The 15,008-nt window shown below is 71.7% G+C and carries 12 protein-coding genes and 4 tRNA genes; 10 read left to right on the top strand and 6 right to left on the bottom strand.

Features of this window, described 5'->3' with window-relative positions; all coding sequences use genetic code 11:
• Entirely contained in the window at nucleotides 1–135 is a 135-nt protein-coding gene (locus ACFO60_RS21670) for a hypothetical protein (RefSeq protein WP_380842809.1), read from the top strand.
• A 101-nt stretch (nucleotides 136–236) separates the two neighbouring features.
• On the opposite strand, the gene ACFO60_RS21665 is transcribed toward ACFO60_RS21670, so the two are convergent.
• A tRNA-Val gene (locus ACFO60_RS21665) sits at nucleotides 237–311 on the bottom strand.
• A 445-nt stretch (nucleotides 312–756) separates the two neighbouring features.
• Between ACFO60_RS21665 and ACFO60_RS21660 the strand changes: the two genes are divergently transcribed.
• Nucleotides 757–1,170, top strand: coding sequence for an SsgA family sporulation/cell division regulator (locus ACFO60_RS21660; protein WP_380842808.1), 414 nt, complete (start codon nucleotides 757–759; stop codon nucleotides 1,168–1,170).
• Nucleotides 1,171–1,287: 117 nt separating this feature from the next.
• Here ACFO60_RS21660 and ACFO60_RS21655 read toward each other — a convergent pair whose 3' ends face one another.
• Nucleotides 1,288–1,920 carry a DUF305 domain-containing protein gene (locus ACFO60_RS21655; protein ID WP_380842806.1) on the bottom strand — a complete coding sequence of 211 codons (633 nt, stop codon included), beginning with the start codon at nucleotides 1,918–1,920 and terminating at the stop codon, nucleotides 1,288–1,290.
• A gap of 128 nt (nucleotides 1,921–2,048) precedes the next feature.
• Between ACFO60_RS21655 and ACFO60_RS21650 the strand changes: the two genes are divergently transcribed.
• The gene (locus ACFO60_RS21650) at nucleotides 2,049–3,440 is read left to right on the top strand and encodes an LVIVD repeat-containing protein (protein ID WP_380842804.1); all 1,392 of its coding nucleotides are present in this window, start codon (nucleotides 2,049–2,051) and stop codon (nucleotides 3,438–3,440) included.
• Nucleotides 3,441–3,458: 18 nt separating this feature from the next.
• Here ACFO60_RS21650 and ACFO60_RS21645 read toward each other — a convergent pair whose 3' ends face one another.
• The 4 genes from ACFO60_RS21645 to ACFO60_RS21630 are packed head-to-tail and all read right to left on the bottom strand — an operon-like array spanning nucleotide 3,459 to nucleotide 7,633.
• Nucleotides 3,459–4,289, bottom strand: coding sequence for an aminotransferase class IV (locus tag ACFO60_RS21645; RefSeq protein ID WP_380842802.1), 831 nt, complete (start codon nucleotides 4,287–4,289; stop codon nucleotides 3,459–3,461).
• A complete protein-coding gene (locus tag ACFO60_RS21640; protein ID WP_380842800.1) occupies nucleotides 4,286–5,302 on the bottom strand; it encodes a chorismate-binding protein in 1,017 nt (338 codons plus the stop codon). Before ACFO60_RS21640 ends, ACFO60_RS21645 begins: the two co-directional genes overlap by 4 nt.
• Before the next feature lie 44 nt (nucleotides 5,303–5,346).
• Complete coding sequence (gene hutH, locus ACFO60_RS21635) at nucleotides 5,347–6,894, bottom strand: histidine ammonia-lyase (RefSeq protein WP_380842798.1); 1,548 nt, start codon at nucleotides 6,892–6,894, stop codon at nucleotides 5,347–5,349.
• Between the two features lie 4 nt (nucleotides 6,895–6,898).
• The gene (locus ACFO60_RS21630; protein WP_380842796.1) at nucleotides 6,899–7,633 is read right to left on the bottom strand and encodes an ArsR/SmtB family transcription factor; all 735 of its coding nucleotides are present in this window, start codon (nucleotides 7,631–7,633) and stop codon (nucleotides 6,899–6,901) included.
• Between the two features lie 262 nt (nucleotides 7,634–7,895).
• On the opposite strand from ACFO60_RS21630, the gene ACFO60_RS21625 reads away from it, so the two are divergent.
• The 7 genes from ACFO60_RS21625 (at nucleotide 7,896) to ACFO60_RS21595 (ending at nucleotide 14,991) form a co-directional block, all read left to right on the top strand.
• A tRNA-Gly gene (locus ACFO60_RS21625) sits at nucleotides 7,896–7,968 on the top strand.
• Between the two features lie 32 nt (nucleotides 7,969–8,000).
• Nucleotides 8,001–8,071, top strand: a tRNA-Cys gene (locus tag ACFO60_RS21620).
• Nucleotides 8,072–8,090: 19 nt separating this feature from the next.
• Nucleotides 8,091–8,165, top strand: a tRNA-Val gene (locus tag ACFO60_RS21615).
• Between the two features lie 225 nt (nucleotides 8,166–8,390).
• Nucleotides 8,391–8,726: a trypco2 family protein gene (locus tag ACFO60_RS21610; protein ID WP_380842794.1), complete on the top strand. Its 336-nt coding sequence runs from the start codon at nucleotides 8,391–8,393 to the stop codon at nucleotides 8,724–8,726.
• A gap of 9 nt (nucleotides 8,727–8,735) precedes the next feature.
• On the top strand, nucleotides 8,736–13,061 hold the full coding sequence (locus ACFO60_RS21605; RefSeq protein ID WP_380842792.1) for a trypsin-like peptidase domain-containing protein: 4,326 nt from the start codon (nucleotides 8,736–8,738) through the stop codon (nucleotides 13,059–13,061).
• A gap of 130 nt (nucleotides 13,062–13,191) precedes the next feature.
• On the top strand, nucleotides 13,192–14,172 hold the full coding sequence (locus ACFO60_RS21600) for a threo-3-hydroxy-L-aspartate ammonia-lyase (RefSeq protein WP_380842790.1): 981 nt from the start codon (nucleotides 13,192–13,194) through the stop codon (nucleotides 14,170–14,172).
• A gap of 123 nt (nucleotides 14,173–14,295) precedes the next feature.
• Complete coding sequence (locus tag ACFO60_RS21595; RefSeq protein WP_380842788.1) at nucleotides 14,296–14,991, top strand: neutral zinc metallopeptidase; 696 nt, start codon at nucleotides 14,296–14,298, stop codon at nucleotides 14,989–14,991.
• The last annotated feature ends 17 nt before the right edge of the window (nucleotides 14,992–15,008 follow it).

The following is a 15,008-nucleotide window of genomic DNA, read 5'->3' as shown; positions in this document are numbered from 1 at the left end:
ATGCGACGTCGAACGAGCCTGGACGACGAGGGCGGCCGCGGGCTGGGCATCGTCGAACGCCTCACCACCGCACGGGGAGTCGACCCCGGCGCCTGTGGCACCGGCAAAGTCGTGTGGTGGAAGAGGTGCCGGTGACCGAGTGAGGGCAACTGCGGGCGTTGGAGGACTGAGGACGGAGCGTGGTCACTCGGAAGATCAAAAAGGCCGCTTCCCCGAAAGGGAAGCGGCCTCTGACGTGGTGGGCGATACTGGGATCGAACCAGTGACTTCTTCGGTGTGAACGAAGCGCTCTCCCGCTGAGCTAATCGCCCTCGTGCTGGCGTGACCCCCGCTCGGGGGTCTTGCCGACGGAGAAAACCATACCTCACCCCAGGGGGTCCTGGCGAAGCGAGACGAAGATCCGATCCCGAAAGGTTCCCAGGAGTCCGGCGGCGCGGCACCCTGTTGTCATAGCATCGTCATGCCCCATACTCATCCGAATCGCACCACTTATGATCTTTACTCCGACACACCCGCAGATGCCCAGTAGGACGGCCGGACGACAGCTAAAACCCTCGCAAACACGCACCTCTAAGCGATGTTTGACCAGGTAGAGGCGCAAATGTCGCGCTGTGATATGCGTTACAGAAGGGCCCAGGAGCGGAATCTCTCCTGCAGGTCTCTTCGTTCCGCAGACACAGCTCCGGACGAAGTCCTTCAGAGCACCGCAACCCAAGCCCCGCGCAGGGGACCCACCGACGAAAGGTTTGGCTGACGATGAACGCCACCGTCTCTGCCGAGCTGGGCCTTCGACTTGTGGTCCCCGACCGTACGACCGTCCCCCTGCTCGCCGGTCTGAGCTACACGGCCGACGACCCCTACGCCATCCGGATGGCCTTCCACGTGGGGAACGACGAACCGGTCGAGTGGATCTTCGCCCGCGAGCTGCTGACCGTCGGCATCGTCAGGCGGGTGGGCGACGGAGACGTCCAGGTGTGGCCGGCGCGGGCGGACGGCGAGCGGACGCTCAACATCAGCCTCACCTCCCCTTTCGGCCAGGCCCTGTTCGAGGTCCCGCTGCCACCGCTGACCGAGTTCCTGCACCGCACCTACGAACTGGTGGCCGCCGGTCGCGAGACCGACTTCATGGACCTGGACGACGAGCTGACGAACATGCTGTGGAGCTCCTGACCTCCCGCCGCTCACACAGCACGCGCGCCAGAGCCGGACGCCGGAGGTGACCGGCAGGGGCCGCCGGGCCGCCGCGCGCCACGGCACGGTCCGGCCACGGGCCTGCCGGCCGGGCTTCTAGCGCATCAGCGCGCGCATTCTGAGGATCTCCACGCGCTGACCGGACGCCATGTCCTGGGCCACCTTGCGCATGATCTGGTCGGTCCCGCCCGCCATTTCCTCCCCCGCCATCTTCACCGCCCCCTCGTGGTGCCTGATCATCAGACGCAGGAACAGCGTGTCGAAGGCCGCCCCGCGCGAGGCGCGCAGCGTGTTCATCTCCGTGAGGCTCGCCATCCCGTAGGCGTCGGGACCGGGCGAGGCGCCGTGCCCGTCGTGCCCCGCGGCGGCCTCGCGGCCGAGCGCCCGCAACCAGCGCGTCATCACGTCGATCTCGGGCCGCTGCGCCGCCGAGACGCGCCCGGCGAGGCGGCGCACGCCGGGATCCGCGGCGCGTGAGGAGGCCAGCCCGGCCATCTCCAGCGCCTGCCGGTGGTGCGGGACCATGCGCTCGGTGAAGCGGACGTCGGCGGCGGAGGGCCCGGGGCCCGGGCGGCCGAGCCGCTCGCCGGGCTTCGCCGTCCGGCCGTGATCCCCGGGCGCCCCGGGGACGATCACCGGGGCACCGGTGCCGGCGACGAGGGGCTCACCCGCGTCGGGCGTCTCGCCCGCGCAGCCGGTCACGGTGGAAGCCAGCCCGGATGCCAGCACAACCGTTACAAAAACCCCACACGCCCGGCTCCGGATCGACATAGCTTCCATACTGCGACACATTCCCATATGCAATATGGACTTCGGGGGGCATTGTGGGTAGGCGGCGAATCGGCATGTTCGCGTCCATGGCGGGCGCGGTCCTGCTGCTCGGGGCGTGCGCCGGAGATCCGGCGCCGGTGCCGCAGGCCGCCACCGCGAAGCCGTCCGGCCCCGCCGCCACGTCCTCCTCCGCCTCCCCCGAGGGCGACCGGCACAGCCCCAACGCCAAGCTCGTGGCGCGGGTCGCGCCCTCCGCGCCGTTCGACGGCGAGAACGCCTGGGGAACCGACCTGGCCTTCCAAGGCGACTACGCCTACGTCGGCAACTACGAGGGTTTCACGGTCCTCAACATCAGCGATCCGGCCAAGCCGAAGGTGGTGACGCGGGTCGTGTGCCCCGGCGGGCAGAACGACATCTCGGTCACCGGCAACCTGCTGTTCCTGTCGGTGGACGACCCGCGGGACGGCGACAAGTGCGACAGCGAGCACGGCGAGCCGTTCGGCGGCTGGGAGGGCATCCGGATCTTCGACATCTCCGACAAGGCCCACCCTCGCTACGTCAAGGCGCTGGCCACGGCGTGCGGCTCGCACACCCACACGCTGGTGCCCGCCAAGGACGATCCCAGCAAGGTCTACCTGTACGTCTCCTCGTTCGGGCCTGACGAGAACTCCTCGACCTGCAAGCCCCCGCACGACACGATCGCGATCGTGGAGGTGCCGGTGGCCGCGCCCGCGCAGGCGAGGATCGTCGCCGAGCCCGTGCTGTTCCACGACGGCGCCGACGAGACCCGGCCGGGCGCGACCAGCGGCTGCCACGACATCACGGTGTACCCCGAGAAGGACCTGGCCGCGGGCGCGTGCATCGGCAACGGCATCCTGATGGACATCTCCGACCGGGCACGGCCGGAGGTTCTCCAGCAGATCACCGACACCGACAACTTCTCCATCTGGCACTCGGCGACGTTCAGCAACGACGGAGGCCAGGTGATCTTCTCCGACGAGCTCGGCGGCGGCGTGGCCCCCGCCTGCGACGCCAAGACCGGGCCGGAGAAGGGCGCGGACGCGGTCTACGACATCACCAAGGACCGCAAGCTGGAGCGCAGGGCGTACTTCAAGATCCCGCGCTACCAGACGGCGACGGAGAACTGCGTGGCGCACAACGGCTCGCTGCTCCCCGTGCCCGGTAAGACGATCATGGTGCAGGCCTGGTACCAGGGCGGTGTCTCGGTGGTGGACCTCACCGACGCCGACCACCCCAAGGAGATCGCCTACGTCGACCCGGCGCCGCTCGCCGCCCCCGGCGACGAGCCCACGCTCGGCGGCTCATGGTCGGCGTACTACTACAACGGCTACATCTACTCCAGTGACATCACCAAGGGGCTGGACGTCATCGCGATCGACGACCCGCTCACCGACCCCGCCAAGGGCGTCAAGATGACCGAGCTGAACGCCCAGACCCAGGTGTCCTACCCGGAGTGACCGCCGGCTCCGCGGCGATCAGGGGTCGATGTCGGCCGCGCCGCGCTCGGCGAACACGCGCATCGCCTTGGCGGTGATCGGGCCCGGCGCGGTGGGGAGCACGGTGTCGTCCACCAGCCGGATGGGCTGGACGTCGCGGGTGGTGGAGGTAAGGAAGGCCTCCTCCGCCTCGTACAGCGCCGAGATCGGCACGTCGGCCTCCTCGCCGCCGTGCCATTCGAGCACCAGCGCGCGGGTCACGCCGGCCAGGCACCCGGAGGCGAGCGTGGGCGTGATCAGGGTGCCGCCGCGGACGATGAAGATGTTGCTGCCCGTGCCCTCGCACAGGTCGCCGGCGAGGTTCTCGAAGATGGCCTCCTGGCCGCCGCGCTCCTTGGCGTAGGCGAGCGCCTTGGCGTTGTCGCCGTAGGAGGTGCTCTTGATCCCGGCGAGCGCGCCGCGCTCGTTGCGCGGCCACGGCACCACGGTCACCGCGGCGCTCTCGGGGAACGGGGCCTGCGCGCCCACGATCACGACGGCGTTGGTGCCCTGGTTGCCGCGGTCGGACCCGAGGGGGCCGTTGCCGCTGGTGTAGGTGATGCGGATGCGGCCGAGCGGCCACGGCGGCGCGGCCGAAAGGCAGGCGCGCACGCCGGCGGCGATCGCGTCCAGGTCGGGCTCGGGCAGGCCGAGGCGCTCGGCCGAGAGCTTGAGCCGGTCCAGATGCCGGGTGAGGGCGAACGACTCGCCGTTCATGCACTTGATCGTCTCGAACACGCCGTCGCCGACCATCAGCCCGTGGTCGAACACGGAAACGCTGGCCTGCGCGGGATCGAGCAGTTCGCCGTTGACCCAGACCGGAACGTTCATCTATCCAATCTCCATTCTTGCTTCCTCACGGCCCTCCCTGAGGCGAGCGCGATGAGGCGGGAAGCCTTCAGCTCGGTCTCGCGCCACTCGCGCCGCGGATCGGAGCCCCAGGTGATGCCGGCTCCCGTGCCGAAACGGATGAGGTCGTGCTCGACCCAGAACGTGCGGATGCCCACGGCCAGCGCGGCCCGCCGACGGTCGGCGTCGACCCAGCCCACAGCCCCACAGTACGGCCCCCGCGGCTCTGGTTCGAGTTCATTGATGATACGAACCGCGGAGGACTTCGGCGCGCCGGTCACCGAGCCGGGAGGGAAGGTGGCGGCGAACAGCTCCGGCCAGCCCTGCCCCGCCGCCAGCTCGGCGCGGACGGTGGAGACCAGGTGGACCAGGCCGGGGTGCTGCTCGACCTCGCACAGGGCGGGGACTGTGACCGAACCCACCTGGGCGACCCTGCCGAGGTCGTTGCGCACCAGATCAACGATCATGACGTTCTCGGCGCGGTCCTTTTCGAGCAGGTCGCCGGCGGTGACGCCGGTTCCCTTGATCGGCCGGGACGCAACGACGTCGCCGTCCCGGGACAGGTAGAGCTCCGGCGAGGCCGACACCACGGTCAGCTCCGGCACGCGGACGGCGGCGGCGTACGGCGCGGGGTTGCCGCTCGCGAGCCGCCCGGCCAGCACCAGCGGGTCGGAATCGGGCGGGAGCACGGCGGTCAGCACCCGGCACAGGTTGGCCTGGTAGACCTCGCCCTGCTCGATGTACGCGCGGATCCGCCGCACGCCGTCCTCGTACCCCTGCCGGTCCAGCGAGCCGGTCCACTCGAGGGACGCCGGCCACGGCCCGGACGGCGCGGGCAGCGGCGCCCGCCTGACCTGGTCGAAGCGCGCGCAGGTGACCTTGCCTTCGTAGGTCACCACGACGGCCCACCAGCCGGTCCCGTCCAGAGCCCCGAGATCGGTGGTCACATCGCGCAGCCCGGTGGCCAGCAGGCCTCCGACGTGGGCGAAATACACCTGTCCATTCTCCCGCGTGCGCCGGGCGGCCCGCGATGCGCGTCTCAGGCGAGCGGGCCGGTCACCGACTCGGCGGCCGTGACGACGCCGCCCTCGGCCACCAGGCGGGCCACCGACTCGATCTCGGGGGCCATGAACCGGTCGGGGCCGGGGCCCGCGACCTCCTGGCGCAGCGCGGCGACCACGGCGCCGGTCGCGGGGGCGGGCTCCAGCGGCCCGCGCAGGTCGAGGGCGCGGGCGGCGGTGAGGATCTCGATGGCGAGCACCCGCGTGAGCCCGTCGACCGAGCGGCGCAGCTTGCGCGCCGCCGACCAGCCCATGGAGACGTGGTCCTCCTGCATGGCCGAGCTGGGGATGGAGTCGACGCTGGCGGGGACGGCCAGGCGCTTGAGCTCCGAGACGATGGCCGCCTGCGTGTACTGGGCGATCATGTGCCCGGAGTCGACGCCGGGGTCGTCGGCCAGGAATGCGGGCAGGCCGTGGCTGCGGGCGACGTCCAGCATGCGGTCGGTCCGCCGCTCGGCCATCGAGGCGACGTCGGCGACGGCGATCGCCAGGAAGTCGAGCACGTACCCGACGGGGGCGCCGTGGAAGTTGCCGTTGGACTCCACGCGGCCGTCGGCGAGCACCACGGGATTGTCCACCGCCGAGGCCAGCTCACGGCCCGCCACGGTGGCGGCGTGCGCCATGGTGTCCCTGGCGGCGCCGGCGACCTGCGGGGCGCAGCGCAGCGAGTAGGCGTCCTGGACCCGGGTGCAGGAGTCGTCGCGGTGCGAGGCCATGATCGCCGAATCGCGCAGCAGGGCGCGCAGGTTGGCGGCGGAGGCGGCCTGCCCGGGGTGGGGGCGCAGCGCCTGCAGTTCGGGGGCGAACACCCGGTCGGTGCCGAGCAGGGCCTCCACGCTCATGGCGGCGCCGATGTCGGCGGTCTTGAGCAGCCGGGTGAGGTCGTGCAGCGCCAGCACGAGCATGCCGAGCATGCCGTCGGTGCCGTTGATCAGGGCGAGGCCCTCCTTGGCGGCGAGCTCGACAGGCTCGATGCCGGCCCGCTTCAGCGCCTCGGCCGCGGTCCGCTGCTCGCCGTCGCGGTCGCGGACCGGCCCTTCTCCCATCAGGGCGAGGGCGACGTGGGACAGCGGGGCCAGATCGCCGGAGCAGCCGAGGCTGCCGTACTCGTGCACCACGGGGGTGATGCCCGCGCTGAGCATGCCGGCCAGGGCCTGGGCGGTGGACGGCCGCACCCCGGTGTGCCCGGTGGCCAGGGTGTGCAGGCGCAGCAGCATCATCGCCCGGACGACCTCGGCCTCCACCTCGGGGCCCGACCCGGCGGCGTGCGAGCGGACGAGCGAGCGCTGGAGCCTCGCGCGCAGCGCGGGGTCGATGTGACGGGTGGCCAGCGCGCCGAACCCGGTCGAGACACCGTAGGCCGGGACGGGGCTCTCGGCGAGCTCCTCGACGCGCGCCCGGGCCCTGGCCATGGCCGTGAGGGCCTCGTCGGTGAGGTGGACGGCGGCGCCGTCGCGGGCGACCGCGACGACGTCGGCGAAGCTCAGCGGATCCGGGCCGATCTCCACGACCTCGTTGTCGCGCATGGTGTCACTCTCTCGCTCGGGTAACTGGCGTATTGGATGTTAGCCCCTTACAGGACAACATCGCGGCCAGCCCTTTCCTGCCCAGCTCCGTCACCTCCAGCAGGCGCGGTACCGGCCCCCGCCGATACCAGTCGCGCTCGATCAGCGCCCCGGTGATCGCCGCGCCGAGCGCGCCTCCCAGGTGCGGACGGCGCTCGGTCCAGTCGACGCACGCGGGCGCGAACCTGCGGCGGGCGGCACGCGCGGCCGCGAGATCGACGCCGAGCTCGGCCAGCGCCGCCTCGCCCGGCGCGGTGATCTCATAGGAGTCCCGGCCGGCCAGGTGCCCGGCATCGACCATGGCCGCCAGCAGCTCCACACCGGCCCTGCCCGCCAGGTGGTCGTAACAGGTGCGCGCCTCCCCCAGCAGGCGGGCCTGCCGGGACTGCCGCAGCGACCGGACCGGCGGGCGGGGGCTCACCCGCGCGAGCACCTCCAGCACCTCGGCCACCTCCGGGCCTGACAGCCGGTAGTAGCGGTGGCGGCCCTGGCTGACCACGGTGACCAGCCCGCCGGCCAGCAGGCGGGCCAGGTGGGCGCTCGCCGTGGCCGGGCTCACCCCGGCCAGCCGGGCCAGCTCACCGGCCGCCAGCGCCCGGCCGTCCAGCAGGGAGGTCAGCACGGCGGCCCGGGTGGGGTCGGCGATCAGCGAGGCGACCGCCGCGATGTCGGCGTCGCACGCGACGTACTCGGCAACCATGTCCTCGACCGTAGTCCAGCGACGCTTCCACCAGCGTCGAAGCATGACCCGCCCCAGCGCCTCCCCCGCCGCGCCCGCCCAGGGCCTCCCCTGCCGCGCCCCCACGGCGCCCGCGCCCCGGACCGGACGCCGCGACGGACCGCCGGGCGCGTGGCCCGGATCACCCGATGCGCCGGGCGGATCGGCGCGCTTCGGTTTGGGGAGTTGGCCTTCGGTTCGCTAGAGTTCTCTGCGTGAGGCCGGGTGTTCACCGGCCGATCACGCGGACGTGGCTCAGCTGGTAGAGCATCACCTTGCCAAGGTGAGGGTCGCGGGTTCGAATCCCGTCGTCCGCTCGGAGAGGCCTTGCCGCGACGAGGCCTCGCCTGGTGGAGTGGCCGAGAGGCGAGGCAGCGGCCTGCAAAGCCGCGTACACGGGTTCAAATCCCGTCTCCACCTCTGCTTCAACGGAAGACACGGGCGATTAGCTCAGTGGGAGAGCGCTACCTTGACACGGTAGAGGCCACTGGTTCAATCCCAGTATCGCCCACCACATGAAAGACCCCCAGGCCGGCGGCCTGGGGGTCTTTCGTTTTCCGATCGGCCGGGAGCACGCGCGGATCATCGGCGCCCACCCGCCCCGGTCTCGCGGCCTCGCAGTCCCGCGGGCCCACCCCCCGGTCGCGCGGGCGGCCCATGAGGAGTACGCGGTCCGGCGCACGGCGGCATTTGACGAATTCCGGTCATTTCCTGGAGGCGGACGTGACGCGGAGGGATCATGGGCTGTCCCGTCAACGAGACAGAGGTGGAGTTCGTCATGGTCGAGCGCGTCGATCTGACCGAGTGGATCCAGAGCCTCAAAGAGCAGCTCACGGCGGCCGAGCGGAACAGCGGCCGGAACGGCCCTCCCCTTTTCACGGTCGGGTCGATCGAGCTTCAGCTGTCCGTGACCAGCACCCGCGACGTGGAGGGGCGCACGGGCCTGAAGTTCTGGGTGGTGGAGGCCGAGGCGGCCGCGAAGGCCGGCAGCGGCACCTACCAGCAGATGACGCTGACGCTCACGCCTCTCCGCGAGATCAACGTCTCGGATCCCGTCGACGAGTTCGACGAGTAGGCCGCCGCCGTGGCGGCCCCCGGGCCGCGTTTCGACGCGGTCGTCGAGCTCCTCGTCTCGTGGCCCGGCGGTGACCGGTCCCAGGCTTCCGGTCATCGCGTCGGCGATCGCCATGTGCTCACCGCCCGCCATGCGGTGGCCCGCGGCGCTCGTTCGGCGGAATCGGTGGACGTGCGCTTCGGGGGAACCGGCGACGGGCGGGTCCATCCGGCGCGGCCGGTGTGGTCGAGCCGGGCTCCGTATGGTGACCTGGCACTGCTCGAACTCGGGCAGGATTCACGACCTCCGGCGTTCGTCCCTGTGCCTCTGGCCAAGGTGACGCCGGCGCATCCAGCGCGGCCGCGGTGCGAGATCATCGGCTTTCCCCGGCACGCCAGGCGTGGTCATCCCTCGGGCAGGGGCGGCTTCCGGGAGCGCGTGGTGGTGGAGAGCACCGTCTCCACCGCCGGCGCCAAGCGCGGGCTGCTGGAGATCCCGCTGGACAACCGGCAGTTCGAGGACATGAACGGGTGGATCGGCATCTCCGGCGCGGGCGTCTTCGTCGAGGGATCATTCGTGGGCGTCGTGGTCCGGATGGATTCCTCGCGGCGGATGCTCCTGGCAGAGCAGCTCGGGGTCGCCACCGGCGACATCCGCGTCTCCATCCCCGGCTGCGACGAACCGGCCGACAGCGCCCGCCGCCTGCGCCGGCTGCTGGGGGGCGATTCGTTCGACCTTCCCCCCGCGCGCAGACGGGCCGGGTACCGCGACCGGGTGGAGGCCATCGCCGCGCGATGCCCGCGGCTTTCCGGCCGGGAGCGGGAAAGGGAGATGCTGCGGCGCTTCCCGGGGCCCTATCTGCTGTGCGGCGGGATTCCCTGGTCCGGCAAGACGAGCCTCGCCGCCTCCTTCGCCGCCGATCCCGGACCGGGGATCGACGTGGTCTCCTTCTTCGCGTCCCGCCCGGAAGGGCAGCAGGAGCATGAGCTGTGGACGGCCGTGACGGATCAGCTGGCGGCCATCGCGCACGAACGGCCCCCCGCCGATCCCAAGGGCGCTTTCGACGGCCTGTGGCGGCGGGCCGCCGAGATGTCACGGTCGGACGATCGCACCCTGGTCCTGCTGCTCGACGGCCTGGACGAGCTCGACGAGGATTCCTCGGGGCCCATCGGCCCGCGCCTGCCCTGGTTCGTGCCGGACACCGCCCGGGTGATCCTGTTCAGCCGCCCGAATCCCCGGATCGGCGCCCGCGTCTCCCCCGATCATCCTTTGCTCGCGGGAGCGACGGCGGTGGAGCTCGAACCGAGCGAACACGCCAGGATGGCCCGCGACCGTGCCGCCGCGGAACTGTCCGGGCTGCTGACGGCGGAGGACGGACTGCCCCGGCTCGTGCTGGGGCTCCTCACCGTAGCCGGCCCCCTGTCGGCGCCCGAGGGCTCCGGCCTCCTGCGGGAACAGGGCTTCGACGTGGACAGGGGCGGCGTCCAGCGGGTGTTCGACCGCGCGGTGTCCGGACGTGTGCTGCTGCACGCGGACATCGACGACGGCGGACGCTACGCGTTCTCCCATGAAGCGCTCCGCGAGGGGACGGAGCTGGGTGTGGATCACCACATGCTGGATCGGCACCTGACGGCCATCCGGACCTGGGGCGACCGGTACCAGGCGGCCGGCTGGCCGGACGACACCCCGCGCTGCCTGGCCGACGAGTACGCACGGACGCTGATCCGCGCGGGCGACAGGGACCGCCTGGTGGCACTGCTCACCTCGCCGGAGCGCCTTGCCCTGCTCCGCCTGGTCACCGGGTCGGACCTGCGGGCGATGGAGGACCTTCGGAAAGGGCTCGGACTGCTCCTCGGCCCCGGCGCCGAGGACCTGCGGCAGGCCATACGGGCCGCCTCCATGGTGGACGTGATCCGCCGGGGAGAGCGGGACGTACCCCTCGATCTCGTGATCGCCCACGCGCACGCGGGAGCATGGGCCCGTGCCGAACATCTGGCCCACCTGTGTGAGCGCGTGAGGGGCGTCGAGGCGCCGATCGCCGTCGCCGAGGCCGCTCTCGCCGCAGGGCGCGCCGCCCGTTGCCGGCCGATGCTCGAACTGGCCCGTGAGAGGCTGGCGGGCATCGACTGGGACGTGTACCAGAGGAGCATCGACGAAGCCGAGAATGTGCGGTTCCTCCTCACCGTCGCCGGTCGGCCGGATGGGCCGGCGCGGGAGGACCCCGATGTCCGGCCGCGGGGAAACCGGGCCGGACACGTCGAGTCGGCGGGGCTGCTCGCGCGCATGGTGGCTCTGGCCGTGCGCCTGCACCGTTTCGCGATCGCCCGGTCACTGGCCGCACTCATGTGGGAACACGCCGACCAGGTCGCACTGATCGACCCCTCCTGTTTCGCGGCGTTGTCGCATGCCGCTCTCGCCGCCACCATGACCGCCGGGGAGACCGACCGGGCCCGCGCGCTTCTGCGGCGCCTGCACGAGTCGCTCGACGACTCCGTTCCCGCCGGTCGCGGGCAGGCCGCGTTGAGGCGCGCCGCCGAGGCCGCCACCCTGGCCGGTATGGACGTGGCCCGTCACGCCTTCGCGCGAGCCATCGTCGTCCACCCGCCGGACGTCCCCATGGCGGTGGACGTCGATGAGATCCTCCGCCGGGCCGCCGCGTCGCCGGCGGAGCCGACGAGCATCCTGCACGTCAACGAACATGACGACTTCCTGATAGAGCAGGCGTATCTGTGCGTCGCGGCGGAGGACATGGAAGGAGCCGCGCGGCTCATCGAGGCGATCGCTTCGGCCGGCCCCATATTCTCCTACGAGGACCAGGTGGCCGGCGTCGCGCTCGCCGCCGCGAAGAAGGCGCCCGGATCCGGATCGCGGCGCGTGCTCACCGCCGCCGACGCGTATGTCCGCCGGACCCGGATGACGCGAACGTCCAGGGACTGGAGCTCCGACCACCGGCCGGTGGCCGCGATCACGACCGCCGCCCTGTGTCATGGACGTGAACGCGTCCAGAGCGAGGTCGGGCGGCGTACAGGCCACCTGGAACCGGAGGTACGCGGCCCGCTGCTCTCCGCGGTCGCGCTCGGAGCCGGACAGGCCGGAGATGTGCGGTGGGCGCTCTCTCTCCTGGACGGCCTGCGCCACTTCGACAGGAGCGCCGTCCTGAATCTCGCCAGGTTCCTGGCCCCGACGGTCTTCTGGCCGCGGGCGCTGGCCCTGGTCGCTCAGCTGCGGGCTTCCTGGGAGACCTCCGCGGTCGTATGGTCCGCCGTCGAACCGGCCGTCCGGCTCGGAGACCACGACACGATCGTGGAACTGCTGGAGGCCTACCCGGGAAATCCACTCTGGCCCGGGACCGACGACCTGCTCTGTCATGTCGTCGCCACTTCGGCGCGGCTCGGATCCCTCGACCTCGCCTGGGAGTTCCTGTCCTGGATCGAGGGAAGGTCCGGCCGCCTCGCCGCGCTCACCTCTCTGATCGTCGCGGCGTCCGGTGACCGTCGCGAAGCGGACCTGCGGCCACGGCTCGACGAGGCCGCCCATCTGGCGCTGCACCTGTCCGAGCCCTTCTCGCGCGCCATCGCCCACGGCCATGTCGCGAAGGCGGCGCTGGCCTTGAACGACGGCCCGGCGTTCGAACGGGCGCTCGGCAGGGCTCGCCGGGGCTGCCGGCGGGTGAAGGGGAAGGGGACCAGGATCACCGTGTTCCTCACCCTTGCTCAGGTCATGGCCGACGCCGGCAGGCGGGCGGGGGCCGACGGCTTCCTCTCTCGTGCGATGTCCGAGATGCGATCCTGGAGCGACACAGAGTCCCGGCGGGTCAGTGCGGTCCAGATCGCCTCCCTCGCTTACGCGATCGGCCGGGCCGACCGCGCGCGTGACGCGGCGGCCGAACTCCTGGATCGTGAGCGTGAGTCCAGCGGCGGCCTGTCATACACGCTGATCGAGGCGGCGGTGTCCGCCGGCGACGAGGAGACCGCCCGGCTCCTCGCCGAGGCGTCGACCGAAGACTTCCGCCGCCCCCTGTTCGCGCCGGGGGAGCCGTTCGTCCGGTCCCGGGTGGCGGAGGCGGCCACGTTCGCGCAGGCGGGGCTCTGGAATCTCGCCAAGCGTGTCGCGCAGATCGCGCACCCCGATACGCAACCCGAGATCCTGGCGGGCCTGGCCGCCGCCTCGGCATGTGGCAATCCGCTATTGGCGCGCAGATGGCTGGCCCAGGCGCTCACCGAGCACTTCTCTCCTGCCGCGCTGGCCGCCGCGTGCGCGCTCGACAGCCGGTCCGGTCCCGTGGCCCTGGACGAGGTCCTCCTGCGCGCCGGCGCGGGCCCCCCTCTGGGAGCGACGCCTGCCGCGAAACGCTAGAGACCGCTGGTCCGGCCCCCGCCGCCGGGTCTCCCGCGCCACCGCCGTCCGGCCGATCGTCACCCGCGAGAAGTGCTCTGCGACGATGGTGACCCCCTGCGCACAACGCGACCTTCCTGGAGGATCGAGCATGACGAACGCGCTTCCGGTCACGCTGGACGACGTCCACGACGCCGCGGCCCGGCTCAAAGGCGTCGCGCACCGCACGCCCGTGCTGCGCTCGCGGACCCTGGACGCCCTGGTCGGCGCGGAGGTGTTCCTCAAGTGCGAGAACTTCCAGCGCGTCGGCGCGTTCAAGTTCCGCGGCGCGTACAACGCCGTCTCGCGGCTGTCGCCCGCGCAACTGGCCAAGGGCATCGCCGCGTACTCCTCGGGGAACCACGCCCAGGCCGTCGCCCTCTCCGCCCGTGAGCTGGGCGGCCAGGCGGTGATCCTCATGCCGGAGGACACGCCCCGGTCCAAGATGGACGCCGCCGCCGGATACGGCGCGGAGGTCATCACCTATGACCGCTACACCGGCGACCGGGTGGCGATCGGCGAAGCGCTCGCCGCCGAGCGCGGCCTGGCACTGATCCCCCCGTACGAGCATCCGCATGTGATCGCCGGCCAGGGCACGGCCGCGCTGGAGCTCATCGAAGAGGTCGGCGAACTCGACGCGCTGGTCGTGCCGGTCGGCGGGGGCGGGCTGATCGCCGGCAGCGCCACGGCGGCCAAGGGCCTGCGGAAGACGATCCGCGTGGTCGGCGTCGAACCGGAGGCGGGGGACGACACCAAGCGGTCGCTGAGCGCGGGCGAGCGGGTGTCCATCCCCGTCCCGCGCACGATCGCCGACGGCCAGGCCGCGGACATTCCCGGCGAGCTGACCTTCTCCGTCAACAGGCGGCTGGTCGACGAGATCGCGCTGGTCTCCGACGACGACATCCGCGCGGCGATGCGGCTGGCGTTCGAGCGGCTGAAGATCGTCATTGAGCCGAGCGGCGCCTCCGCGCTGGCCGCGCTGCTGGCCGGCCGGCTGGAGCACGTCCCCCGGCGCATCGGCGTGATCGTCTCCGGCGGCAACGTCGACGCCCGCCGCTTCGCCGAGCTCTGCGCCGGCGCGGCCCCGGCCTGAGGAGGCCGCGTCCCCTGACCTTTCCGGACGCGGGAAATTGACACCACTGTCAGCGTTCCCTCGCCCGGACGGCGCATTTACCCTCATTTGGGGGTCCGATGTCCGGGGAGGGGAATCCACGGAATGCGAAGACGACTATCGGCATGGACGGCGCTCGCCGTCCTTTCCACCGCGACGATGTTCGCCGGCGGCGGCACGGCACACGCGTCCGCCACGGGAAAGGCCGGGTCGCGGGACGTCCTGGCGCACAGCCGCGAAATGGACGGCATGAAGTCGGATATCAACACGGCGCTGTACGTCGTGGACCGCTTCTGGGCGGCCCATTGGTCGCAGTACTTCACCGGCCGCTATTACACGCCGAACATTTTCGGCGGCTACTCGCGGAGCGGAAGGTCCGCCCCCTACTGCGGGAACAAGCGGCTGTCCTACGACAACGCCTTCTACTGCCACAACGGGCGCTACATCGCCTGGGACACCGACCTCATGAGGCGCGGATACCGCTCGGGGGACGCATGGGTGTACGACGTCATCGCCCACGAGTGGGGACACGCCGTGCAGGCGCATCTGAGCGTCCTGTTCGTCTCTCGGGCCGCCGAGTTGCAGGCCGACTGCCTGGCGGGCGCGGCGCTGTACGGGGCCGCCGCGGACGGGACGCTGCGCTTCGAGGAGGGCGACGTGGAGGAGATCGCCGACGCGCTCCGGGCGATGGCGGACGAGACCCGGTGGACCAAGCCGGGCGATCACGGCAGCGCGCGCCAGCGGATCGCCGCGTTCGACCGTGGCGCCGCCTACGGCGTCCGCTCCTGCCTGTCCATGTAGCAAGCGGAACGAACGGA

It is taken from the genome of Sphaerisporangium dianthi (genome assembly GCF_042654065.1).
Taxonomy (GTDB): Bacteria; Actinomycetota; Actinomycetes; order Streptosporangiales; family Streptosporangiaceae; genus Sphaerisporangium; species Sphaerisporangium dianthi.
The sequence above is the reverse complement of the archived record's forward strand: the minus strand, read 5'-3'. Positions and strand labels throughout refer to the sequence as shown.

Coding starts and splice junctions, on each gene's coding strand:
- ACFO60_RS21670 (WP_380842809.1), top strand. CDS start 1: ATGCGACGTCGAACGAGCCTGGACGACGAGGGCGGCCGCGGGCTGGGC.
- ACFO60_RS21660 (WP_380842808.1), top strand. CDS start 757: ATGAACGCCACCGTCTCTGCCGAGCTGGGCCTTCGACTTGTGGTCCCC.
- ACFO60_RS21650 (WP_380842804.1), top strand. CDS start 2,049: ATGGCGGGCGCGGTCCTGCTGCTCGGGGCGTGCGCCGGAGATCCGGCG.
- ACFO60_RS21645 (WP_380842802.1), bottom strand. CDS start 4,289: ATGAACGTTCCGGTCTGGGTCAACGGCGAACTGCTCGATCCCGCGCAG.
- hutH (WP_380842798.1), bottom strand. CDS start 6,894: ATGCGCGACAACGAGGTCGTGGAGATCGGCCCGGATCCGCTGAGCTTC.
- ACFO60_RS21630 (WP_380842796.1), bottom strand. CDS start 7,633: ATGGTTGCCGAGTACGTCGCGTGCGACGCCGACATCGCGGCGGTCGCC.
- ACFO60_RS21610 (WP_380842794.1), top strand. CDS start 8,391: ATGGGCTGTCCCGTCAACGAGACAGAGGTGGAGTTCGTCATGGTCGAG.
- ACFO60_RS21600 (WP_380842790.1), top strand. CDS start 13,192: ATGACGAACGCGCTTCCGGTCACGCTGGACGACGTCCACGACGCCGCG.
- ACFO60_RS21595 (WP_380842788.1), top strand. CDS start 14,296: ATGCGAAGACGACTATCGGCATGGACGGCGCTCGCCGTCCTTTCCACC.